General features: G+C 74.0%; 21 protein-coding genes. 6 read left to right on the top strand and 15 right to left on the bottom strand.

What is annotated here, in order from left to right; translation table 11 throughout:
* Positions 1–45 precede the first annotated feature (45 nt).
* The gene (locus ACFYZL_RS09815; RefSeq protein ID WP_388677702.1) at positions 46–1,422 is read right to left on the bottom strand and encodes a DEAD/DEAH box helicase; all 1,377 of its coding nucleotides are present in this window, start codon (positions 1,420–1,422) and stop codon (positions 46–48) included.
* A 181-nt stretch (positions 1,423–1,603) separates the two neighbouring features.
* A complete protein-coding gene (locus ACFYZL_RS09810; protein WP_384745268.1) occupies positions 1,604–2,098 on the bottom strand; it encodes a MarR family winged helix-turn-helix transcriptional regulator in 495 nt (164 codons plus the stop codon).
* A 90-nt stretch (positions 2,099–2,188) separates the two neighbouring features.
* Between ACFYZL_RS09810 and ACFYZL_RS09805 the strand changes: the two genes are divergently transcribed.
* Entirely contained in the window at positions 2,189–2,557 is a 369-nt protein-coding gene (locus ACFYZL_RS09805; protein WP_384745270.1) for an HGxxPAAW family protein, read from the top strand.
* On the opposite strand, the gene ACFYZL_RS09800 is transcribed toward ACFYZL_RS09805, so the two are convergent.
* Complete coding sequence (locus ACFYZL_RS09800; protein WP_384745272.1) at positions 2,475–3,497, bottom strand: 2-oxoglutarate and iron-dependent oxygenase domain-containing protein; 1,023 nt, start codon at positions 3,495–3,497, stop codon at positions 2,475–2,477. The two genes, ACFYZL_RS09805 and ACFYZL_RS09800, sit on opposite strands and share 83 nt — an antisense overlap.
* Positions 3,498–3,697: 200 nt before the next feature.
* Here ACFYZL_RS09800 and ACFYZL_RS09795 point away from each other — a divergent pair, with 200 nt between their 5' ends.
* Positions 3,698–3,904 carry a cold-shock protein gene (locus ACFYZL_RS09795; RefSeq protein ID WP_384745273.1) on the top strand — a complete coding sequence of 69 codons (207 nt, stop codon included), beginning with the start codon at positions 3,698–3,700 and terminating at the stop codon, positions 3,902–3,904.
* An 88-nt stretch (positions 3,905–3,992) separates the two neighbouring features.
* On the opposite strand, the gene ACFYZL_RS09790 is transcribed toward ACFYZL_RS09795, so the two are convergent.
* From ACFYZL_RS09790 to ACFYZL_RS09770, 5 genes are all read right to left on the bottom strand, one after another.
* Complete coding sequence (locus tag ACFYZL_RS09790; protein ID WP_384745274.1) at positions 3,993–4,556, bottom strand: TetR/AcrR family transcriptional regulator; 564 nt, start codon at positions 4,554–4,556, stop codon at positions 3,993–3,995.
* Between the two features lie 4 nt (positions 4,557–4,560).
* Positions 4,561–4,914 (bottom strand): DUF1304 domain-containing protein, encoded by a 354-nt coding sequence (locus tag ACFYZL_RS09785; RefSeq protein ID WP_388677696.1) that lies wholly within the window; start codon positions 4,912–4,914, stop codon positions 4,561–4,563.
* 95 nt (positions 4,915–5,009) lie between these two features.
* Positions 5,010–5,204, bottom strand: coding sequence for a ferredoxin (locus tag ACFYZL_RS09780; RefSeq protein ID WP_384745324.1), 195 nt, complete (start codon positions 5,202–5,204; stop codon positions 5,010–5,012).
* A gap of 20 nt (positions 5,205–5,224) precedes the next feature.
* The gene (locus tag ACFYZL_RS09775; protein ID WP_384745278.1) at positions 5,225–6,424 is read right to left on the bottom strand and encodes a cytochrome P450; all 1,200 of its coding nucleotides are present in this window, start codon (positions 6,422–6,424) and stop codon (positions 5,225–5,227) included.
* A gap of 131 nt (positions 6,425–6,555) precedes the next feature.
* Entirely contained in the window at positions 6,556–6,897 is a 342-nt protein-coding gene (locus ACFYZL_RS09770; RefSeq protein ID WP_384745280.1) for a thioredoxin family protein, read from the bottom strand.
* A gap of 80 nt (positions 6,898–6,977) precedes the next feature.
* Between ACFYZL_RS09770 and ACFYZL_RS09765 the strand changes: the two genes are divergently transcribed.
* The gene (locus ACFYZL_RS09765; RefSeq protein WP_388677692.1) at positions 6,978–7,247 is read left to right on the top strand and encodes a hypothetical protein; all 270 of its coding nucleotides are present in this window, start codon (positions 6,978–6,980) and stop codon (positions 7,245–7,247) included.
* A 49-nt stretch (positions 7,248–7,296) separates the two neighbouring features.
* Here ACFYZL_RS09765 and ACFYZL_RS09760 read toward each other — a convergent pair whose 3' ends face one another.
* On the bottom strand, positions 7,297–7,674 hold the full coding sequence (locus ACFYZL_RS09760) for a hypothetical protein (protein WP_388677689.1): 378 nt from the start codon (positions 7,672–7,674) through the stop codon (positions 7,297–7,299).
* A 186-nt stretch (positions 7,675–7,860) separates the two neighbouring features.
* On the opposite strand from ACFYZL_RS09760, the gene ACFYZL_RS09755 reads away from it, so the two are divergent.
* Both ACFYZL_RS09755 and ACFYZL_RS09750 read left to right on the top strand, forming a co-directional pair.
* On the top strand, positions 7,861–8,217 hold the full coding sequence (locus ACFYZL_RS09755; RefSeq protein ID WP_384745283.1) for a YciI family protein: 357 nt from the start codon (positions 7,861–7,863) through the stop codon (positions 8,215–8,217).
* 64 nt (positions 8,218–8,281) lie between these two features.
* The gene (locus ACFYZL_RS09750; protein WP_388677686.1) at positions 8,282–9,520 is read left to right on the top strand and encodes an RNA polymerase sigma factor; all 1,239 of its coding nucleotides are present in this window, start codon (positions 8,282–8,284) and stop codon (positions 9,518–9,520) included.
* Positions 9,521–9,527: 7 nt separating this feature from the next.
* On the opposite strand, the gene ACFYZL_RS09745 is transcribed toward ACFYZL_RS09750, so the two are convergent.
* From ACFYZL_RS09745 to ACFYZL_RS09730, 4 genes are all read right to left on the bottom strand, one after another.
* A complete protein-coding gene (locus ACFYZL_RS09745) occupies positions 9,528–11,009 on the bottom strand; it encodes a condensation domain-containing protein (RefSeq protein WP_388677683.1) in 1,482 nt (493 codons plus the stop codon).
* Positions 11,010–11,147: 138 nt separating this feature from the next.
* Positions 11,148–12,107 carry an ABC transporter ATP-binding protein gene (locus ACFYZL_RS09740; protein ID WP_384745287.1) on the bottom strand — a complete coding sequence of 320 codons (960 nt, stop codon included), beginning with the start codon at positions 12,105–12,107 and terminating at the stop codon, positions 11,148–11,150.
* On the bottom strand, positions 12,104–14,929 hold the full coding sequence (locus ACFYZL_RS09735; protein WP_388677679.1) for a hypothetical protein: 2,826 nt from the start codon (positions 14,927–14,929) through the stop codon (positions 12,104–12,106). The genes ACFYZL_RS09740 and ACFYZL_RS09735 overlap by 4 nt, the downstream gene beginning before the upstream one ends.
* Complete coding sequence (locus tag ACFYZL_RS09730) at positions 14,926–18,210, bottom strand: FtsX-like permease family protein (protein ID WP_388677676.1); 3,285 nt, start codon at positions 18,208–18,210, stop codon at positions 14,926–14,928. The genes ACFYZL_RS09735 and ACFYZL_RS09730 overlap by 4 nt, the downstream gene beginning before the upstream one ends.
* 151 nt (positions 18,211–18,361) lie before the next feature.
* Here ACFYZL_RS09730 and ACFYZL_RS09725 point away from each other — a divergent pair, with 151 nt between their 5' ends.
* Positions 18,362–19,093, top strand: a complete 732-nt coding sequence (locus ACFYZL_RS09725) for an ABC transporter ATP-binding protein (RefSeq protein ID WP_384745292.1) — start codon at positions 18,362–18,364, stop codon at positions 19,091–19,093.
* An 8-nt stretch (positions 19,094–19,101) separates the two neighbouring features.
* On the opposite strand, the gene ACFYZL_RS09720 is transcribed toward ACFYZL_RS09725, so the two are convergent.
* Positions 19,102–21,411, bottom strand: a complete 2,310-nt coding sequence (locus ACFYZL_RS09720) for an FtsX-like permease family protein (protein WP_384745293.1) — start codon at positions 21,409–21,411, stop codon at positions 19,102–19,104.
* Positions 21,408–22,118 (bottom strand): ABC transporter ATP-binding protein, encoded by a 711-nt coding sequence (locus tag ACFYZL_RS09715; protein WP_384745294.1) that lies wholly within the window; start codon positions 22,116–22,118, stop codon positions 21,408–21,410. The genes ACFYZL_RS09720 and ACFYZL_RS09715 overlap by 4 nt, the downstream gene beginning before the upstream one ends.
* Positions 22,119–22,159: the final 41 nt, after the last annotated feature.

Genomic DNA, 22,159 nt, shown 5'->3' with positions numbered 1-22,159 from the left:
GCACCAGGTGCCGGACCCCGCCGCACGGGGTCCGGCGCATCCGGATCAGAGGCCCTTGCGGACCCTCGCCGCCCTGCGGGCCTCGGCCTGCTGCCGGGCCTCCAGCGTCTTGCGGGACTCCTTGCCCTTGCCGGGCCGCCCCGGCCTGGTGCCCATCCCGCGGAAGCCGAGCTCCGTGCCGGAGGGCCTCCCCTTGGCGTCGGTCGGCGCCGCGCCGGACAGCGGCACCCCGGAGGGCGCCTTCGCGCCGGTGATCCGGCTGAGCGCGGCCTCCCCGGACCGCACCTGGGTGATCGTCGGCCGGATCCGCGCGTCCGCCATCAGCCGGACCATGTCCCTGCGCTGGCCCGGGGTGACGAGGGTGACGACCCGGCCGGACTCGCCGGCCCGCGCCGTCCGTCCGCCGCGGTGCAGGTAGTCCTTGTGGTCCGCGGGCGGGTCCACGTTGACCACGAGGTCGAGGTCGTCGATGTGGATGCCGCGCGCCGCGACGTTCGTGGCGACCAGGACGGTGACGGCGCCCGTCTTGAACTGGGCCAGGGTCCGGGTGCGCTGCGGCTGCGACTTGCCGCTGTGCAGCCCCTCCGCCCGTACGCCCATGGCGCGCAGGTGCTTCACGAACTGGTCGACGCCGTGCTTGGTGTCGAGGAACATCAGCACGCGGTTGTCGCGGGCCGCGATCTCCGTCGCCGCCGAGTACTTGTCGGCCGCGTGGATGTGCAGCACGTGGTGGTCCATGGTGGTGACCGCGCCCGCCTGCGGGTCCACGGAGTGCGCCACCGGGTCCTTGAGGTAGCCGCGGACCAACTGGTCCACGTTGCGGTCCAGGGTCGCCGAGAACAGCATCCGCTGCCCCGCGTGGTGCACCTGGTCCAGGATCTCCGTGACCTGCGGCATGAAGCCCATGTCGCACATCTGGTCCGCCTCGTCGAGCACGGTGATCCGCACCCGCTCCAGGTGGACGTCACGCCGCCCGACCAGGTCGCTCAGCCGCCCGGGGGTGGCCACCACGACCTCCGCGCCGGTGCGCAGCGCGCTCACCTGCCGTCCGATCGACAGCCCGCCCACCACCGTGGCCATCCGCAGCTTCAGGGCCTTGGCGTACGGGTCCAGCGCCTCGGTCACCTGCTGCGCCAGCTCGCGCGTCGGTACGAGGACCAGCGCGTGCGGGCGCTTCGGCTCCGCCGTCCGGCCCGCGGTGCGGGCGAGCAGGGCCAGGCCGAAGGCGAGCGTCTTGCCGGAGCCGGTCTGCGCGCGGCCCAGGACGTCCCGGCCGGCGAGCGCGTTGGGCAGTGTCGCGGCCTGGATCGGGAACGGCTCCCTGACCTCCAGCTCGGCCATGGTCGTCACCAGCTCGGCGGGCAGGTCCAGCTCGGAGAACGAGGCCACCGGCGCCAGCCCGGGCACCTTCGGCTCGTGCATCGTGAACTCACCCTGCGGCCCGGTGCTGCGGGGGGCCTTGCCGCCGCTCTTGGCAGCGGGCTTGGCACCGCCCTTCACGCCGAATCGGCCATGAGCTGACGGGTTCCTCATGCAGGACCTTTCGAAGCAGTGGAAAGCGTGACGGTGCGAGATGGTCAACCGCCCATGGTACCAGCGGGGGCTACGGCGCCCCGGCGTCGAGTTCGCCCGCCCGTACCTGCGCGCAGTGGTCGCGGACCTCGACGGCCGCGCGCTGGAACCAATCGGCGATCACGGCGACCTCGTCGGGGGTGTAGTCGGCGAACAGCGCGCCGAGCCGGTCGTAGAAGGGCTGGTACACCGAGACCACCCGGGCGGCGGCCGTGGGATCGGCCACGACCCGCACCCGCCGCCGGTCGGCGGGGTCGGGTCGGCGGCTCGCGTACCCGGCCCGCTCCAGACGGTTGATCACCCCGGTCACGGCCCCGGTGGTGAGGTCGAGGAGCTCGGCGAGGTCGCCCGCGGCGAGCGGGCTGTCCCCGGCGCCCAGGATGTGCCCGAGGCAGGTCAGGTCGGTGACGTTCAGCCCGAGGCGCTGCGCGACCTCCTGCTGGCCGACGATGCCCAGCGCGACGAACTGGTCCATGCGCGAAAGCGCTTCCGCGGGGGTGGCCGCGGGGCGGGGCTTGCCCTGCACGAAGATACTCCTTAGCATCTAAGTTACTTAGCTCGTGAGATAAAAGATCCTGCTCCGAGCCTACTGCCGACCCTTCGACCAGGGAGAATCATGAGCGCGCACGGTCACGTCGACCTCGGCCACACGGTGGCCGGCTGGACCGGCACGGCCCTGGCCCTGCTCGGCACCGCCGGAGCCGGCCTCTCCGTGTGCACGGCCTGGACGCCGGGCATCTGGCTCGGCCTCGGCCTCGTCGTCGTGGCCGGGATCGTCACCTGGCTCCTGCACCTCGCCGGATGGGGCAAGCCCAGCGGTCCCCGCCCCGAGAGCGAGTGGGACTGGCGCGTCCGGGACACCCGTGCCCACGCCGGGCACGCGGACTGCCTCGGCTGCCGGGTCAGCGGACCCCGGCGAGCCCTCGCATCAGCCCCTCGGCCTCGATCCGCCGCGTCGTTGCCCGCTGCGGATAGCAGCGCATGAACATCCGGGTGAAGTGCTCGCCGTAGTGGATCACGGTGTCGTCCTGCGGATCCGGGCTCAAGGGGCGGATCCGGGCGCCGAAGCGGGGCTCGTGGAAATAGGCCAGCGCGTACCGCTCCCGGTCCGCGAGCCGCACCTTGTGCGGGGTCGACAGCAACGCGCCGCCCGTGAGGAACTGCAGGATGTCCCCGGGGAACACGGTGAGGACGTCAGGGACGGGCGTCACGTACGTCCAGCCGGGGGAGTCCTGGGCGAAACCCGCGGAGCTCTCGCCCGGCAGCCAGTTCCGGGGCCTGCGCTCCCCGGCCACGGGCGGCCGCACGAACAGTCCGCCGACCTCGTCCTGCGCGGCGATCACGAGCAGCCCGTAGTCGGTGTGGGCCCCGATCCCGCGCTCCGTCGTCCGAGAGGCGGCAGGGAAGCGCAACACCCGCATGTGGTGCCAACCATCGCGGGTCGGCCCCGCCGGCCGGTCGAAGCCGGCCGGGCCGAGCCCCAGCCCGAGCGCCACGAGCCGCAGCAGCCGTTCTCCGAGCGAGCCGACCCCGGCGAGGTACGCCTCCATGGCCGTCCGGTACGCGGCGTCGGGCCACGGCACCGGCCCGTGACACGGCAGTCCGCGCGCGCCCGCCGGCAGGTCCGGGGTGATCGTGAAGATCTCCGAGGAGTCCCGCTCGCCGGCCGTCACCTCCTCCCCGGAGGCGACGTACCCGCTGTACGAGGTGTCGTTGACGCACGCCGCCTTCTCGGCCCGGGGTCGGGCGAAGAAGCGCCGACTCGCCGCCAGCGCCTCCCGCGTCCGCACCCGCTGTCCGGAGTCGGCCGCCACCTGGAAGATCCCGTCGCGCCGCCAGGCGGCGGTCATCTCCCGGCCGAGCGCCGCGTCCGCCGCCGTGCCGGTCACGTGTTCCGGCACCCGGAACGTCGCGAACCCGCTCATGTCCGTCCCCTCTCGAAGGAGCCTTCCGTGGGCGGCGCTCGCCCACGGTCCCCCTTTTCACGGACAGCACGGCCAGAAGTTCGAATGCGCGGCGCGCCCACGGTTGGCCGCGTTGGGCGTGTGCCGCGCGGGACCGTTGGGCAGGATCGAGACGGCCGCGTTCAGCGGCCCGCAGTGGAACGTCGAGAAGGATCGGCAAGATGGCAACAGGCACCGTGAAGTGGTTCAACTCGGAGAAGGGGTTCGGTTTCATCCAGCAGGACGACGGCGGCCCCGACGTGTTCGTGCACTTCTCCGCGATCGAGACCACCGGCTTCAAGGCCCTGGAGGAGAACGAGCGGGTCGAGTACAACGTCACCCAAGGCCCCAAGGGCCCCCAGGCCGAGCGGGTGGTTCCCCAAAGGTAGTACCGCTTCGCGGACCGGTCCCATGAGCCCGTGCCGTGAACCGAGCCCCGCCGGGCCCGCCCGGCGGGGCTCGCGCACGCCGCCCGCCCTATACCGCGCGGTGCAGCGCCACCAGCAGCGACCACACCTGGCCGGCCAGCTCCGCCGGGGTCGCCGGGACCTGCCCGTGCAGCCAGTCCGCCAGCACGCCGGTGAACGCGGCGGCGACCGCCGAGGCGACGAGGTCCGCGTGCGGGGCCCCCACCGCCGTGCGCTCGGCGCGGGCGCGGGCGCGCAGCTCCCGGTGCAGGCGCTCGCCCAGCGGGCCCGCGCCGCCGGGGAGCAGCAGCGTCCGGTAGAGCGGGGAGTGTCCGGCCACGCCGGAGAAGAACGCGGCCAGAGCCTCCGGGGGCTCCAGTGGGGCCCGCGACCCAGGCCCGGTCTGCCAGGCGTGCAGGGCGTCGACCGCCGCGTGGACCACCTCCGCGCACGCGTCCACGGCGAGCGCGGCGAGGTCCTCGTAGTGCAGGTAGAACGTGGCGCGGCCGACCCCGGCGCGGCGGACCACCGCCGAGACGCTGACCTCGGCGAGCGGCCGGTCCGCGCACTCGGCCAGCAGGCTCTCGCGCAGCCGCGCCTTCGTGCGCGCCGTGCGCGGGTCCTCCGGGCTCACCCGGTCACGCGGCCAGCAGTGCGGCGCCGAGCGCGAGGGCGCCGGGCAGGGCCTGGGCGACGAGGATGCGGCGGTTGGCGGTCGCCGCCCCGAACACCCCCGCGACGACCACGCAGACGAGGAAGAACACCTGCGTGGCGAGCGAGTCGATGACCAGCGCCCACACCAGGCCCGCGGCGAGGAAGCCGTTGTAGAGCCCCTGGTTGGCGGCGAGCGGCGCCGTCAGGCGCGCCGTGTCCGCGTCGAACCCCGACAGTGCCCGGCCCGGCGGCCGCTGCCACAGGAACATCTCCAGGACCAGGAAGTACGCGTGCAGGGCGGCCACGAGGCCGATCAGTATCCCAGCGACCGTGTCCATGGCCGCCTCCGTTCCCTCATGGCCCCGAAGGGATCCGATGACCGCAGTGGCGGTGCCGCCACTTCCTGGACAACTGTACAGGAAGTGGGGTCGCGCTAAGGCTCCCGCACGGTGATGGCCGAGACCGGGCAGGCGCGGGCCGCCTCCCGGACCAGCGCGCTGCCCGCGCCGTCCTCCCGCCCGGGCAACAGCTCGCCGAAGCCGTCGTCGTCCTGGGTGAACACCCCGGGCGCGGTCAGTGCGCACTGGCCGGCGCCGATGCAGACGCCGGTGTCGATCTCGATGTGCACAGGGGTCGTCGACATGCCGCTCACCAGGCCACGGGGAGCTCGACCATGCCCTGGATGGTGTCTCCGGGCTTGAAGGGGATCCGGTCCGGCTCGGCCGCCAGTCGCAGCCCCGGCAGTCGTTCGAACAGGGCCCCCAGGGCGATCTCCATCTCGGCGCGGGCCAGGTTCTGGCCCAGGCACTGGTGGACGCCGAAACCGAAGGCCACGTGGTGGCGGGCCGGCCGGTTCCAGTCCAGCGCGTCGGGATCCTCGAAGACGGACCGGTCGCGGTTGATGACGGAGGTGGAGAAGATCACCCCGTCGTCCGCGCGCACCGTCACCCCGCCGACCTCGATGTCCTGCGTGGCCACCCGCAGCATGCCGTCCGCGATCGACAGGAACCGCATCAGCTCCTCCACGGCCGTCGGCATCAGCTCCGGGTCCGCCCGCAGCTCGGCCAGCTGCTCGGGGTGGAGCAGGAGGGTGTAGGTGCCGAGCGAGATCATGTTGGCCGTGGTCTCGTGCCCCGCGATCAGCAGGATCAGCGCCAGGTCGATCAGCTCCGGGACGTCCACCTCGCCGGTCTCCAGGCGCTGTGCGATCAGCTCGTCGAGCAGCCCGTCACCGGGCTCCCGGCGTTTGCGCCCGATCAGCTCGGTCAGGTACGCGTCGAGGTCGCGGCGGGCCTCCTCGACATCGGCCGTTTCCGGCCCGCGCAGCAGCCGCCTCGATCGCCCCTCGAAGAACTCGTGGTCCGCGTACGGGACTCCGAGCAGGGAGCAGATCACCATCGACGGCACCGGCAGCGCGAAGGCGGAGACCAGCTCGGCGCGCGGGCCCGCGGCCTCCATCGCGTCGATCAGGTGGTCGACGGTCTGCCGGATCCGGGGCCGCAGGGAGGCCGTCCGCTTCAGGGTGAAGGAGGGGATCAGCATCCGGCGCTGCCTGTTGTGTTCCGGGTCGTCGACCCCGAGCAGCGCGGTCCGCCTGTTCTGCAGTCCCTTGAACCGCCGGGTGGGGACGGGGAAGGCGGCGTTGGTGCGGTCGGTGGAGAGCCGGCCGTCCGAGAGCAGGGCGCGCGCCTCGGCGTGCCCGGTGACCACCCATACGGAGCGGCCGTCGAAGAGGGTGACCCGGGACAGCGGCCGGCCCGCCGGCGGCCCCTCCCGGAGCGGTGCGTAGGCGGTCGGCGGGTGGTAGGGGCAGGTTCGGTCCTGGGGGAAGGTGACGGTCTCTGACATGAAGTACCTCGCAAGCCGTGGGTTCCGTCTCGCCGGACTCCATTACATGCCTAAGGCACCTATCCTTCCCATGCCACTTTCGGCCAGATCGCCCGAGTTCGCCCGCAGGGCTCAACGGGGGCCCGCACCGCTCAGAGGTGGGCGTCCAGGAACTGCCGGAGCTCCTCGGACGTCATCGGCCCGGCGTGGCTCGCGACCGCTTCGCCGCCCTCGATGAGCACGGCCGTCGGGGCTCCGGTCACCCCGTAGCGCCTGGTCGGGCCGGGGCAGCGGGTGATGTCCGTGCGGACCGCGGTGAGTCGCGTCCCGTACTCCGCCGCCAGTTCGCCGACGACCGCGTCCATGGCGCGGCAGGCCTCCAGAGCCTTGGGCCAGGACCCGCAGAAGTAGGCGAGAACCGGCCCCGTCGTCATGGAGAGGACGAAGTCGAACTCCTGGTCCTCCAGTGGCTGGTGTACCCGACGTGCCGCCATGTGCGTACCGCTCCTCTTCCGCGCGTGCCCCGTGACCGCCATCATCGCCCGTTGTCAGTGGCACCTGTGAAGCTGGGGCCATGGACGACAGGATGCTCCGGCGCCGGGTCTACGGCGCCGACCACGAAGACCCCGACCCGGGCCCGCGCCCCGGCCACGTCTACGGCGAGCTCGTGGGCGGGCCCCTCGACGGGCTCCTGCTCGACATCACCGGCTGGAGCGCGCCCCAACTCGCCGAGGAGGCCCGCCTCCCGACGGAGATAGGACGCTACGGGGCGGGCGGTCGGGCCCACTACCGCCGTCGCGCGCAGGACCAGGCCCACTGGGACTGGGCGGGCGACAGCCGCTGAACCGCCTCTTCCGGACCGTGCCTGGCCCGCAAGATCCGAAAGGGACGGCCTAGGCCTGGCCGGCGGCCTCGCGGCTCACCTTCCTGGCCCACAGGACCAGCGGTACCTGGAGCGGAAGCCGGCCCAGCGTCACCGCGCGCAGTGCGGGGGAGCGGTGGCGGGCGTCGGCGGCCATCTTGACGTTCGCCGGGAAGACGCCGACGAAGAAGGCGGCGGCCGCCAGCGCCGCCGCCTTGCGGGTGCGCGGATGGGCGATCCCGGCAGCCAGCGCGAGCTCGGCGGCGCCGCTCGCGTACGTCCACTGGCGCGGGGTCCCCGGAAGGGAGCGCGGGACGATGGCGTCGAACTGCCTCGGCACCACGGCGTGCGCGACGGCGGCTCCGGCGAGCAGGCCGGCGAGCAGCAGAGGGGAGGAAGGGCGGGGCATACGTCGAGTCCTCTCGGGGGAGGGAGCGGCCGAAACGCGATCCTACTGGCGAGTAGGCCCGTGTCGTCCGGGCCTCCGGAAAAAACTTCCGAAGAATTCCGGGACAGCTGTCGATCCGGGCGTCTCCCGTTCGACGCAGGGGTGAGAGGCGGGGAAAGTCCCCGCCTCACCGACCGAGGAGTCACCATGCCGCGCTTCCTGACGATGATCCGCATCGACGAGCAGAACCTGCCGCCCGAGGAGTTCCCCGCCGACTTCGAGCAGCGCATGGGCGCCCTCCTGGAGGAGATCACCAAGGCCGGGGTCATGCTCGACACCGCAGGTCTGCTGCCCACCTCCGAAGCCACCCGGCTGAGCTGGTCCGGCGGGAAGATCAGCTACACCGACGGCCCCTTCACCGAGACCAAGGAGGTCGTCGGCGGCTACTCCCTGACCCAGTGCAAGGACAAGGCCGAGGCCGTCGAGTGGACCCGCCGCTTCCTGGAGATCCACCCGGCGAGCTGGAACGTCAGCGCCGAGGTCCGCGAGATCCAGGAGATGTGACCCGCCCCGGGGACCCGCGTTCCCGCGCCGCGTTTGCCCTGCTCCGTCACGGCTGATCTGATGGATGGCCGTGACGGCAGGCAACACGACCCAGGCGGTCGAAGCGGTGTTCAGGATCGAGTCCGCGCGCATCATCGCCGGCGTGGCCCGCATCGTGCGGGACGTCGGCATCGCCGAGGAACTCGCTCAGGACGCCCTCGTCGCCGCCCTCGAACAATGGCCGCGGTCGGGCGTCCCGGACAAGCCGGGCGCCTGGCTCATGACCACCGCCAAGCACCGCGCGATCGACCTCGTCCGCCGCAAGGAGACCTACGCCCTGAAGCTCGCCGAGGTCGGCCGGAGCCTGGAGGACGTGCCACCGCCCGCCGAACCGGCAGACCCGGACGGCATCGACGACGACCTGCTCCGACTGATCTTCACCTCCTGCCATCCCCTCCTGGCCACCGAGGCACGGATCGCGCTCACCCTGCGCCTGATGGGCGGCCTGACCACCCAGGAGATCGCGCGGGCCTTCCTGTCCTCCGAGCCGACCGTCGCCCAGCGCATCGTCCGCGCCAAGCGGACCCTGGCCAAGGCGGGCGTGCCCTTCGAGGTCCCCTACGGGGCCGACCGCGAGGCACGGCTGGCCTCCGTCCTCGAAGTCATCTACCTCGTCTTCAACGAGGGCTACTCGGCCACCGCCGGGGACGACCTGGTCCGCCCCGCCCTCTGCGAGGACGCCCTGCGCCTCGCCCGCCTCCTCGCCGCCCTGATGCCCAAGGAACCCGAGGCGCACGGCCTCGCCGCGCTCCTGGAGTTCCAGGCCTCCCGGATCACCGCCCGCACCGGCCCCGACGGGGAACCGGTGCTGCTCGCCGACCAGAACCGGGCCAAGTGGAACCGGCTGCTCATCCACCGGGGCGTCCGGGCCCTGAGCCACGCCGGCACCGGCCCGTACGCCCTCCAGGCCGCGATCGCCGGCTGCCACGCGGCGGCCGTGCGCTACGAGGACACCGACTGGGCGACGATCGCCGCGCTCTACGGCCGCCTCGTCCTGCTCGTCCCCTCACCCGTGGTGGAACTCAACCGCGCGGTGGCCGTCTCGATGGCGCAGGGCCCCGAGGCGGCGCTGCCGATCGTCGACGCCCTGACGGAGGAACCGGCCCTGCGCTCCTACCACCTGCTGCCGAGCGTACGCGGAGACCTGCTCGAACGGCTCGACCGGCCGCGGGAGGCCCGCGCGGAGTTCGAGAGGGCCGCCTCGCTCACGCGCAACGAGCGGGAACGCGCCCTGCTGCTCGGCCGCGCCGCCCGGCTCTCGTAGGCGCGGGTCAGCCGCGCCCGGCGTACCCCGCCACGTCGAGCGGGGTCCCGGCCGGCCGCCGCGGCGGGGTCAGCGCGACGGGCCTGCGGAAACCGCCCGCGCGGGCGATCTCCCGAACGGTCAGGCGCAGCGCCTCCTGGAAGTCGCCCATGGTGCGCCGCGCCGCCGGCGTGTCCACGTAGATCGAGTTCATGTGGAGCCCGTCCGTGTCCCGCTGGAACCACGAGCACGCCCCGTTGGCCCGCGCCGACCACACGTGGGTGGTCGGCCGCCACTCCTCGTGGCGCTCGGCACCGCGGCACTTGCGCATGTCGATGTACGAGAAGAAGTTCACCGGGTACGGCCAGGAGCGGGCGGCGAACTCCTCGGGTGCCAGCAGCTCCCACGCACGGACGAACGGCACGTCGATGTGGGCGATCATCTCTCCGAAGCCGGCCCGGACGCCGGCCATGACGGCGGCGAAGTCCCGGCCGGGCGAGGCGTCGAACTCGATCGGCATGGTGTTGACGAACCACCCCACCGAATCCGTCCAGGCCTGCCGGCCGCGCTCGCTCACCGGCATCAGACCCCGGTACACCCCGGGCCCGCCCGCCTCGCGCAGACAGACGGCGACGGAGGCGAGCACCCCCATGAACGGCTTGCCGCCGACCGCCAGGCAGGTCTTCTCGAACACCTCGGTGTCGGAGGGGTCGAGCAGGCGGGAGGCCTCGTTCACGATCGGGTACATCCGGTCCGGCTCCACGCCGAGGTCGAGGGGGAAGCGCGGGAAGAACTCGCCGCCGCCCCGCTCGATGAACGACTTCCAGTAGCCGAGGCGTTCGTCGCGGGCGTCGATGGACAGGTAGCGGCGGCGCTGCTCGTCGGCGAAGTCGAGGTAGCTCGGTGCGGGCGGCAGCTCGATCTCCTCGCCACGGCACAAGGACTCGTAGGCGGTGAGCACTTCGTGGACGACGATCGGCATCGACATGCCGTCGCAGACGATGTGGTCGAAGGCGAGGTAGACGGTGGCGGAGTCCTCGCGGAGCACCGCGCCCATCACGAACAGGGGCCAGGACAGGGTGTCGATGCTCCGCTTGAACCGCTCGACGAGGAAGTCGCCCAACCGCTCGGAGTCGTCGAAGTCGGCCACGGGCTCGGCGTCCAGGGCGAGTTCGGCGGGGTCGAAGGGCTCGCAGGCCACCTCCCCGGCGAGCCTGCTGAACGCGCACCGCAGCACCTCGTGCCGCTGTACGAAGGAGAGCAGCGCCCGCGCCAGCGCCGGCTCGTCGAGCGGGCCGTCGACCTCGAAGGTGACCGCGATCCACGAGGCGACCGGGTCGTCGGCGTCCCTGCTCTCCTCGGCGACCGTGAAGTGCTTGTCCTGGTTGAAGGACGCCATCTTGCCCGCTCGGGGGTCCTGCTCCACGGCCTCCACCGCCGTGCGCCTGAGCCGCCACTCGACCACCCGACCGGGTGCCACGTGGTGCATCTCCAGAGGAAACTGCCGCATAACCGTCATCCCTTCGCCCCCGATCCGACCCCGAGGCGCTAACGACCCCCGGCCCGGGGAGGTGACGGAATCACCCTCCCGGGCACGAGCTCCGGCCGCCCGGGGCGGATCTCGCGGTGGCGAAAGGGATCCGCGGGCTCAGGACTCCACGTCGTCGCGACGGACTTCGATGTGGTCGGAGGCCAGGTCGACCGCCACGCGGTGCTCCATGCCCAGGGCCTCCAGGAACTTGTGGGGGAGCTGGACACGACCGGTGCGGTCCAGCATGACGTACTCCCGCTCGCTCACCGATTCCTCACCGTGCTCGTCGGTGACCGTGCGCCGCAGGACCTCGCTGCTCGTGCGGCCGTCGCGGATGGCGACCGTACGGCGCACCTCGCCGGCGACCAGCGGGTCGTGGGTCACGATGACGACCGTGGCGCCCAGTTCCCGATTGACGGTACGGAACGACTCGAAGATCGCGGCGCCGGTCTCCGAGTCCAACTCGCCCGTGGGCTCGTCGGCGAGGAGCACCTTCGGGTCGTTCGCCATCGCCACGGCGATGGCCACGCGCTGCTGCTGGCCGCCCGACAGCTCGACCGGCCGGCGACCCGCGAGGTCGCCGATCTCCAGGGCCTCGAGGAGCTGCCCCACCCGCCGGGCGCGCTGCGTCTTTGCACCGCGCCCGGCCCGGCCCTTCAACTGCATCGGCAGCGCGATGTTCTGGGCCGCCGTCAGGAAGGGCATCAGATTGCGGGCCGTCTGCTGCCAGACGAACCCCACCGCCTCTCGCCGATAGCGCAGCCGCTCCTTGGCCGACATCTCCAGCAGGTCATAGCCACCCACGGTGGCGGTGCCCGCCGTGGGGACGTCCAGACCGGCGAGGATGTTCAACAGGGTGGACTTCCCGCTGCCCGAGGCGCCGACCAGCGCCACCAGGTCGCCCTGGGTCACGGTCAGTTCGAGCCCCTGCAGGGCCTGCACCTCGACCCCGGCGGTGCTGAAGATGCGTACCAGGCGGTCGCAGGCGATCGCCGTCTCCGCACCGCGCGTACGCGGCTCCGCGGCGGCCAGGGCCTCCCGGCGCAGGTCTTCGTAGGTCGGCTGGTCGGTGTTCACCGCTGGTCTCCCGCTCTCAACTCGGTGGTGATCTGTCGCCTGCCGGAAATCGAGGCCTCCGCCAGCACGGCCAAGGTCACGAGGGCCGCGATGCCCAGTGCCTGGGTCAGTACGGGCGAGACCGCCGGACCCAGCCCGGTCGGGACCTTGGCACCGACCAGGGAGGACAGGTTCACGGCCGGCCCCAGCAGGAGCACGGCCGCCGCCGCGACGAGCCCGCCGCCCAGCGCCGCGACCAGTGCCTGCGGCCAGGTCTCGGCCAGGATCAGCGCCACGCCCCGCCGGGGCTGGAGACCCATCGTGCGCAGCCGGGCCAGGAGCGCGGCCCGGTCGGGCGCGGCCCGCATCAGCGTCAGCAGCACCGCCAGCACGGCGAAGCCGGCGGCGCCCGCCACGGACCCCCAGAACAGCCGGACGGCGGAGTGCTGGAGCGGGTCGCCGGCCAGTTCGGCGACCTTGGCGGCACTGGTGCGCACCAGGTACTTCTCGGCGGTGGCCGCCGGGACGCTCCTGGCCACGGCCTCCTCCAGCCGGTCCCCGTCGATGCCGCCCACCGCCAGCCACCGGTTGGGCTGCGCGGCCTTGGGGACCACCGCGGTGGTCGGACCGACCGGCAGGATCAGGGTGGCCACACCCACGCCCGGCAGCGCCGGCGTGGGACCGTCGAAGGCGCCGGCGACGCCGATCCGGATCTCCTCGCCGCCCGCCCAGAGGCGGAAGGCCTCCGCTTCCGCCGGGGCGACCTGGCCCTTCTGCCCGAGCAGATCGCGGCTGAACAGCGCGGGAACGACGGCGCCGGTCCCCTTCCCGGAGAACACGGCGGGGTCGAAGCGGCCCCGCCCCAGGGTCCGGGACAGCTCCGCGTACGACTGCGGATCGACGACGACCACCGAGACGTGCGTCGTGCCCCGTCCGAAGTAGCCGAACGCGTTGTCGTCCACCCACACCGAGGCGGCCTTTCGCACACCGGGCAACGAGCCCACGGCGTCGACCAGTTCCCGGGGGAGGGCGGTCCCGTACGGGGCGGCGAGTTGTGCGTCCCCGCCCACGGCGTCGCGGGCCACTTGGAGTCGGGAGGTGTCGACCGCGCCCAGCACCGTCGCACCGAACCCGCCCGTGGTGACGGCCAGCAGCAGCGCGATCAGCGGCAGCACCGAGGGCCGCCCCCTGCCGCCGGCCGCCCCGGCGGGCCCGCCGCGCGCGGCACGGGCCAGTCCGAGGAAGCCGACCAGGCCGGGACCGCGGCCCGCCGCCCGGGCCAACGCCCCGACGAGCGGGGGCTGGAGCCGGGCCAGGAGCAGCCCGCCGCACAGCGCGAGCAGCAGCGGGGCGGCGACGAGCAGCGGATCGAGTCCCGCCCCGGCGGGGGCGACGCCGCGCGTGCGCACCTCGTACACGGCGGCGGCGGTGGCGGCCACGACGAGGAACTCGCCGACGAGCCGTCGCCGGGGGCGCGGCGTACGCGGACCCGACAGCAGGACGAAGGCCCGTACGGGCAGGGCCAGCAGGGCGAGCAGGGTGACGGCGGACGCGGCGAGCAGGGAGGCGGCCGCCCGGGGCGTCGGCAGCAGCGCGAACGCGAGCCAGGTGGCCGCGACCGCGGCGGGCAGCACCGTCACGGCGCCCTCCCCGAGCAGCCGCAGCACGATGGAGCGGCGCGAGCCGCCGCGGGCGAGCAGCAGCCGCAACTCGGCCGCACGCCGGTCGCCGCCCAGCGCGGCGGCCAGGGCGAAGACCACCACGGCCACCCCGGCGACCCCGGCCGGGCCGATCGCGGCGAGCGGGGCCACGCCCCGCTCCCGGGCCTCGGCCTGGGTGAACAGCTCCGGGAGCCGGGAGGCGATCCGCAGGTCGGGCCGCCCGATGGTGCGGCTCAGCCCGGTCGAGGTGGGACCGGCGACGAAGGAGGCGACCTCCTTGGCGGTGGCCGGCAGCAGGTCCGACCGCAGGGCGTCGGTGTCCACCGGCAGGCGCCAGAAGTACTGGATGCCCTCGTCCCAGCCGGCGATCCGGTCGATCCCCTCGGCGCCCACGACGGCGTCGGTCTGCCAGTACGCCAGCGGCGGGACGGTGGTTGTCCGCTTCTCGCACGCGTGGGCCATACAGGGCACGTCGGTCCAGTACACGTCGGCGGCGTCGTGGGCGTCGTACAGGCCGACGACCTCGGCCCGCTGCGGGCCCGCCGGCGAAGGCTTGGACTCCAGCACGGTGCCGATGGGCGCCTTCAGGGTCTCGGACGCGGCGCGCGACAGGGCCACCGGGACCGGCGCGTCGTCGGCCACGGCGCCGGTCGGCCAGCGTCCCGCCACCAGCGTGGCGTGGGCGGTGACCTCCGGCAGGTACGCGAGGGTCAGCCGGGGGTCCGGTCCCTCGATCCGGGTGAGCCCCGGGTTCGCCAGCTCGGTGGGCTTCACGCCGTACGCGCCGTGCACCGGGCCGCTCGCGGCGAGGCGGAACGCGCCGCCGGTACGGGCGCGCAGCGCGGCCAGGGCCGAATCCAGCTCCTGCGGCGTCTGGGGCCCGCCCTGCGAGCCGGTGGTGGCGAACAGGCTCGTCGGGGCCGGGCCCTGGGCCCGCAGGAACGAGCGCAGGGCCTGGTCGGCGCCCCTGTCCACGGCCCGGGGCAGGCCCGCGGCGAGGAGCACGGTGACGAACACGAGGGCGGCGCCGAGCAACGCGCTCAGCGGAGCGGCGCGCAACCGCGTCCGCACCCAGGGCGCGGGCCGGTGCCCCGCGGGGCGCGAGGGGCCGGGCGCGGGGTTCTCGGAGGCGCGGTTGTCGGAGGCGCGGTTCTCGGAAGTGGGGGACGCGGGGCGGCTCATGATTCCTCCACGTGCCGCAGCCGGTCGGCCACGCCTCGGTCTCGGCGGCCGCCCAACACGGCCGACAGCAGCGGCACCGCGGCGATCGCGGCGGCCAGGAGCAGCGTTCCGGCGGTGGGCAGGTCCACCAGGACCTCCGGGACCGGACGCCGTGCGGCGGGCGTCAGCACCACGAGCGGCACCACCAGGTGCACGATGAAGGCACCCAACCCCACCCCCACGGCGGTCCCGAGGACCACCAGGACACCGGTCTCCGCCGCGACCGTCCGGGCGAGGCGCCGCCGGGGCGTCCCCAGGGCGGTCAGTACCGCGAACTCCGCGGCGCGTTCCCGTCCGGCCGCCGCCGCGGAAGCCCCGAAGCCGATCGCGGCCAGGATCGCGCAGGCCACCGCCAGAGCGGCCAGCGCGCTCTGCGGGCCCGCGCTGAGGGGATCGTCCAGCAGCCCGGCAGCGACCTCCTCGCGCAGCTCCAGCTGCTGCGCCCCCGCGCCGGACCGCAGTTCGGCGGCGGCCCGCGCGGGCACGGGGTCCTCGTCGGAGGCGGCCGGCAGCCACCACTCGGCGACATCGGGCAGCTCCCGCCCGGCGTCGGCCGCCAACAGCCGTCCGGCGGCGGCGAGATCCACGGCCACGGCGGTCTCTCCGGCCACCGGCAGCGAGCCGACGGCGGCGGTGACCCGCACCGGCACGTTGCCCGAGCCCAGCGGAACCGGCACCACGTCCCCCACGCCCGCTCCGACGGCGGCGAGGTAGCCGCGGGTGGCGATCCCCGGCACCTCGGCGGCGGGGGCGGCGCCCGCGAGCAGTCCGAGCTGGACGCCGCCGATGCTCCCGGCACCGCTCCGGTAACGGACCCGCACCAGCTCGTCCGGACCGGCCGGGAGCAGTTCGCCGGCCCGCCCGCCGCCGGTCAGCTGCGGGGCACCCAGGGTCCAGCCGGCCGCACCGGGACGGGCGGGCACCGCGGCCGCGCCGGGGGCGTCGGCGGCGGAGATCCGGCGTACGGTCAGCTCCCCGGGCCGGTCCTGCGCGGCGGGGACGTCTTCCGGTACCGTCCGGCGGTCCTCCAGCGCGTACGAGAACACGAGCCCGGCGACCCGCAGCGGCGTTGCCGCCGACCCGAGCGAGCCCCCGGTGAGGGCACCGAGGTCCAGCGAGACGGTGGCGTCCCCGGATTCGGGCAGCTGCGTCATCGACGTGCGGTGGGTCTGGCCGAACCGGTCGCGCAGCAGCACGCCGAGGCCCGGCCGGCCGCCCACGCCGGAGGCCCGCACCGTCACGTCCAGGTCGATCCGGCGCGGCCGGCCGGGCAGTTCGATGCCGTCGGCGGCCGCGCCGCCACCCGCCGCGAGCGGCGTGAACAGTTCGCGCATGGAGCGGCCGTCCCGCAGATCGGCGCGCAGCGGAACCCGCTCGGCCACTCCGGCCGCGTCGAAGGCGAGCACCTGCCCGGCACGACCGCCCGGCAGTTCCTGCTTCGCACGGATCACCGGGATGACCCGCTCGCCCCCGGGCAGGGAGGCGTACCGCCCGTTGCGGCCCAGCGGTGCCAGGTCGCTGCCCGAGATCCGCAGGCCCCCGGCGGTGGCGAAGTCGGCCTGGTCCCGCTGGGAGGCGGACCACGCGGTGTGCTGACCCAGCGCCAGGACCCCGCTGGACACGGCCAGTACGAGCAGCAGCACCGGCCCGGTGGCCCGGCCCGGCCGGCGGGCGAGCTGCCAACCGACCAGCGCCGGTCCGAGGCCCCGCCCGCGCGCCGCGATCCGCCCGCCGAGCCGCGCCGCGTACGGCAGGATCCGCAGCACCAGCAGCGTGCCCGCGCAGAGGGCCAGCGTCGGCGCGGCGACCAGCACCGGGTCCACCCCGAGCCCGCCGTCCGGGGCGGCGGTCTCGGATCCGTCGCCGCTGTACTGCGCGAGCTGCTGGTAGGCGAGGACGGCGAGGGCCACCAGGGCCAGGTCGGCACCGGAGCGGACGGCACCGGCGACCAGCGCCTGCCGTCGGCCGCCGACCCGCAGGGCGACGGCCCCCGCACCGCGCAGCATGGAGGGGAGCGCCGTCAGCAGGACGCACGCCGACGCGCAGGCGGCGGCGACCGGCCACAGCAGCGGGCTACCGGAGGTGTCCAGGGGCACCCGCGCCAGCGGGCCGAAGCCGGCGAGCAGCTTCAGCAGGGGCGGTGTGAGCAGCGGCGCGAGCACGGCGGCGGGCAGTGCGAGCAGCAGCGATCCGGCCGCGCCGAGCGCGCCGATCCGGAAACGGGAGGCGCCGCGCGCGGTCAGCAGGACCCGCTCCGGCTCCTGACGGTCCGTGAGGAGATGGGCGACGAGCAGTAGAGCCGCCGCCGCGAGAACGGCCAGCTGTAGCGCGCCGACCATCAGGGTGGACCGGGCGACCCGCTGCCCGGAATCCAACTCGTCCAACAGATGGGGGAGTTCGGTCTTGACCTGGAACCCGTCGGGGGCCTTGACGCCCGTCGAGGCGCGGGCGCCGGCAGCGAGGCCCGCCGCGCGCCCGCGGATGTCCTGCGCCTGCGCGGGGCTCACGGTCGCGAAATCGGGGGTCAGGAGCACACCGCGGCTGTTCTGCGGCAGTCCGCCCGCCGTGAACGCGGTGTCGTCGACGAGCAGCGGCCCGTACGTGGTGAAGGTGCCGGCCTGGAGCTCGTGGCCGGCGAGCGGGTCGAGCTGCCAGTACGGGGCCTTCGGGTCGGCCGCCCGGTACACGCCGGTGACCTGCACGGTGAGCGGGGCTCCGCCGTACCGGTCGTCGAGGCGGACCTCCGCGGGCAGCGCCGCCTCGGTCAGCCCCAACCGGGTCAGCGCGGCCGGTGGCACGGCCACCTGCGTGCGGGCGGAGTCGGCCCCGGCGACCGCCTGCGGCCACTGCCCCGCCAGGAGCCGGACCCGCTCGCGGTCCAGGGAGGCGAGCAGTGTCAGATCGGTTTCCCCGCCGGCGGTGCGCGCGCCGGGGAGCCCGTACGAGCGGCTGCGCGCCAGACTTTCGAAGGCGACCGGGAGCCGTTCGAACAGCTCGCCGGCGAAGGCCCGTACGGCCTTGTCGTCCTCGGCGCGAGCGGTCACGGGACGTCCGCCGGTCACCAGCACGGTGCTCCGGTCCCGCCCCGGGCCCTGGAGCGCCTGGCGCAGTCCCGCCTCGCCCACGCCGCGTGTGAACGCGAACAGCGCCGTCAGCACGGTCGTGGTGATGAGCACGGTGAGCAGGACGGCGGCGGCGAGCGGCACTCGCCCGCGCAGCCGGCGCATGACGAAGCCGAGCATATGGTGTGTTCCTCCCCCGTCCGGACCGCCGGCACCGGATAGCGGACGACTCTGTCAGATTCGAACGCACAGGGGAAGGGACTTGCGCGAAGGATGTGACAGATGAGCAAATTCGAAAGTGACCGGTTCACATCCACGGGGAGCACACGTCATGACGCAGCAACAGGAGAGCCCGGCCGCGGCGCCGATGGTGGTCGTGGACGACGTCCACCGCAGCTTCGGCACCGGCCCGAACGCCGTGCACGCCCTGCGAGGCGTCTCCTTCGAGGTGCGCCGAGGCGAACTCACCGCGCTCAAGGGCCGCTCGGGCTCCGGCAAGACCACCCTGCTCAACCTCGTCGGCGGACTCGACACCCCGACCGCCGGCACCGTCTCCCTCGACGGCACCGGCCTGGCGGGCCTCGACGAGACCGGGCTGCTGGCGCTGCGCCGCGACCGCATCGGATTCGTCTTCCAGTCCTTCGGCCTGATCCCCGTCCTCACGGCCGTGGAGAACGTCGGGGTGCCGATGCGGCTGAGGAAGGTCCCCGCACGGCAGCGCGAGGAGCGGGCCCGGACCCTCCTCGCCCTGGTGGGCCTGGCCGAACACGCGGACCAGCGCCCCGGCGAACTCTCGGGCGGACAGCAGCAGCGGGTCGCCGTGGCCCGCGCCCTGGCCAACGAACCCGACCTGATCATCGCGGACGAACCGACCGGCCAGCTCGACTCCGAGACCGGCCGGTCGATCATGACGCTGCTGCGGGCCGTGGTGCGCAGCGAGGGGGTCACCGCCCTGGTGGCCACCCACGACCCGGTCCTGATCGAACTCGCCGACCGGGTCGTGGAGCTGCGCGACGGCCGCATCGTCGACGCGGAGTCCGTACCGAGGGCCGCCGTCGGCTGATCGGCCGGCTACTCGGTGTGCAGCACCGACGCGATCGTCATCCGGGCCGCCGACCGGGCCGGCAGCAGGGCGCCCAGTACCGCGATCGCCATGCCGGCCAACAGCATCGCGGCCAACTGCGGCGCGTGCCACACGTCCTTCATGTACTCCGGGAAGGCGACGATGCCGACGTTGTCCACGACCATCCGGTGCGCCAGCATCCCGAGCGGGATGCCGAGCAGTCCGCCGACGGCGCCCAGCCCGGCCACCGAGGTCACCGTCATCACCACCACCTGCCGGGGGGTCATCCCGATCGACTTGAGCATCCCCAGGTCCCGGCGGCGTTCGCGGGTGTTCAGCAGCACGGTGTTGAACACCCCGAGCGAGGCGACGAGCGTCAGCAGCACCGTGAACACCGTCGAGAAGGCGACGACCGTGGTGGTGCCGGCGTTCCCGGAACGCCCCACGTTCACGTGCAGTCCGGGATCGGCCGCCTCGACCGCCGCCGCGTAGGCCTCGGCGTCCGCGCCGGGCCCCAGCAGCACCGCGTACTCGACGGCGCGGGCACCGGGCGCGAGAAGCTCGTACGTCTGCCAGCTCGCGTCCAGCGAACGGGCGCCCGAGTCGATGAGCTCGCCGACGATGGTGGACGGCACCCGCCGACCGTTCAGTTCCAGCGTGACCCGGTCGCCCACCTTCAGGCCGCGCTCGGTGAGGAACGACGGCCCGGCCGCGATCTCCCCGGCCGCGTCGGGCACCCGCCCCGCGTACATCTGCCGGGACGCCGCGGCGTTGTCCCCGCGGTAGAAGTTGCCGAAGGCGGGCTGGGTCTGCCCGGCCAGGTTCACCTGGGCCAGCCCGCGGGCGCGTACGTACTTCACGCCGGGCAGGGAGCGCAGCAGCTCCTCGATCCGGGCGTCGCCCAGCGTCGGGTCGGGCCGGCCGTGCTGCTCGATCCCCGCCTCCACCCGTACCCCGGTGCCGCCTTCGCTCCGCCCGGCATCGCCGAACGCGAGCATGGTGCTGGTCAGCCCGGTCGACAGGGTGGCCGTGGTCACCCCGAGGACGATGGCCGCCAGGGTCAGCAGGCTGCGGGCGGGGCGGGCGAACGGCTGGCCCAGGCCCATGCTGACGGGTCGCGGCAGCCGGGTCGAGCCGAGCAGCCGCTGCACGCGCAGCCCCCGCCCGGTGCGGGGCGCGCCGCCGGCGCTGATCGCCTCGGCGGCGGACAGCCGGTGCGCCCTCAGCGCGGGGACCAGAGCCGCCAGCAGCACGAGGGCGGGCATGCCCAGCAGGCAGACGACGAGCACCCCCGGGTCCACACGGTCGACCGAGGCCCGGCCGATCTCGATGCCGGAGAACGCGACCCTCAGGACCGGCCGGGCCAGCGCGGTGCCCGCCAGGGTGCCGAGCGCGGAACCCGCAACGGCGGGGACGCAGACCATCGTCAGGTAGACGGCGACGACCTGGTTCGGGGTGAAGCCCAATGCCTTGAGCACGCCGATGTGCCGGTACCCGGACACGACCGCCCCGCTGACCACGTTGCCGACGATCAGGACCGAGACGAGCACGCCGAGGACACCGAAGAGCGTCATGAACGGGAGGTACGCGTTCGCCGTCGCCGCGAACGCCCGCTTGAGGGTGAGGTGGGTCTGCGCGCTGGTCAGCGCGGACTCGGGCAGCCCGGCGGTGGCCCGCGCCAGTGAGGCGTCCAGCCGGGCCTGCGTCGAGGGGTCGGTGAACCGGTACAGCATCTGGGCGGAGGTGGGGTGCAGCGCCGCCGCCTGCTCGGGGGACACCCAGCCGCCGGCCGACTTGCCGACGCTGGTGGCGAAACCCACGACGGTCAGCCGCGGTCCCCCGGGGACCGTCAGTTCGGTGCCGAGCAGCTCCGCGTCGGGTATCCCACCGGACGAGTTGTTCACGACGAGTTCGCCCGGCGCCGTGGCCCAGCGGCCCCGCAGCAGCTCGACGCGGTCCACCGGGCCCGCCGGGTCGGCCCGGCCCACCACGGTGAGGGAGCCGCCCGCCATCCACAGCCAGTCGCCGGGCACGCCGACCACGGCCTGCGCGAACGGCCCGGCGGCGGCCTCCACGCCCGGCTGCCGCGCGGTCGCCGCCAGCTGCTCCGTCGTGGCCTTCGAGGTGTCGAAGGAAGCCACCACATGGGCCCCGCGCTGCTTCGCGTACGCCTTGTCGAACGGTCCGGAGGCCGCTTCCAGCATCCCCAGCGCGAGCAGCACGGTCGTGGTCGAGCACAACACGACGAGCCCGATGACGAAGGTCTGGACCCTGCGCCGCCCGACGGCTGCGCGCGATGCCCTCCACACGGCGCTCACGCGGTCGCCTCCAGCGCGCTCTCGCGGGCCACCCGGCCGTCGGCGACCTCGACCAGACGGCCGGCGCAGCGGGTGGCCAACTCCCGGTCGTGGGTGACGATCAGCAGCGTCTGCCCGATCTGGTTGAGGTCGATGAGGAGGTCCATCACCTGCTCGCCGGAGCGGCTGTCGAGCGCTCCGGTGGGCTCGTCCGCCAGGAGCAGCGCCGGCCGGTTCATCAACGCCCGGGCGACGGAGACCCGTTGGCGCTCGCCCCCGCTGAGCGTCGCCGGGTGGTTGTTGCGGCGCGCCGCCACCCCCAGTTCGTCGAGCAGCTCAAGGGCCCGGCGGCGGGCCTGTCGGGCGGGCGTGCCGGTCAACTGCGCGGCCAGCGCCACGTTGTCGAGCACCGGCAGGTCGTCGATGAGGTTGAAGAACTGGAAGATCATGCCGACGCCGCGGCGACGGAACAGGGCCAGTCCGGTCTCGTTCAGCCGCCCCAGGTCCTGGCCGTGCACCTCCACCAGACCCGAGGTGGGCCGGTCCAGTCCCGCCACCATGTTGAGGAGGGTGGACTTCCCGCAACCGGAGGGGCCCATCACGGCGACCGCCTCACCCGCCCGGATCTCCAGGGACAGCCCGTCCAGGGCCTTGGTGTCGCCGTATTCCTTGTGCACGTCGTCCAGCCGCACCACCACGTGCCGGTCACTGCCTTGATCGATCGTCATGGTCCGAACCTAAGGCGGGGGCCGCGGGCCCGGCGTCGGTC

Source organism: Streptomyces sp. NPDC001717 (assembly GCF_042892775.1).
In the GTDB taxonomy this organism is placed as follows: Bacteria; Actinomycetota; Actinomycetes; order Streptomycetales; family Streptomycetaceae; genus Streptomyces.
The sequence above is the reverse complement of the archived record's forward strand: the minus strand, read 5'-3'. Positions and strand labels throughout refer to the sequence as shown.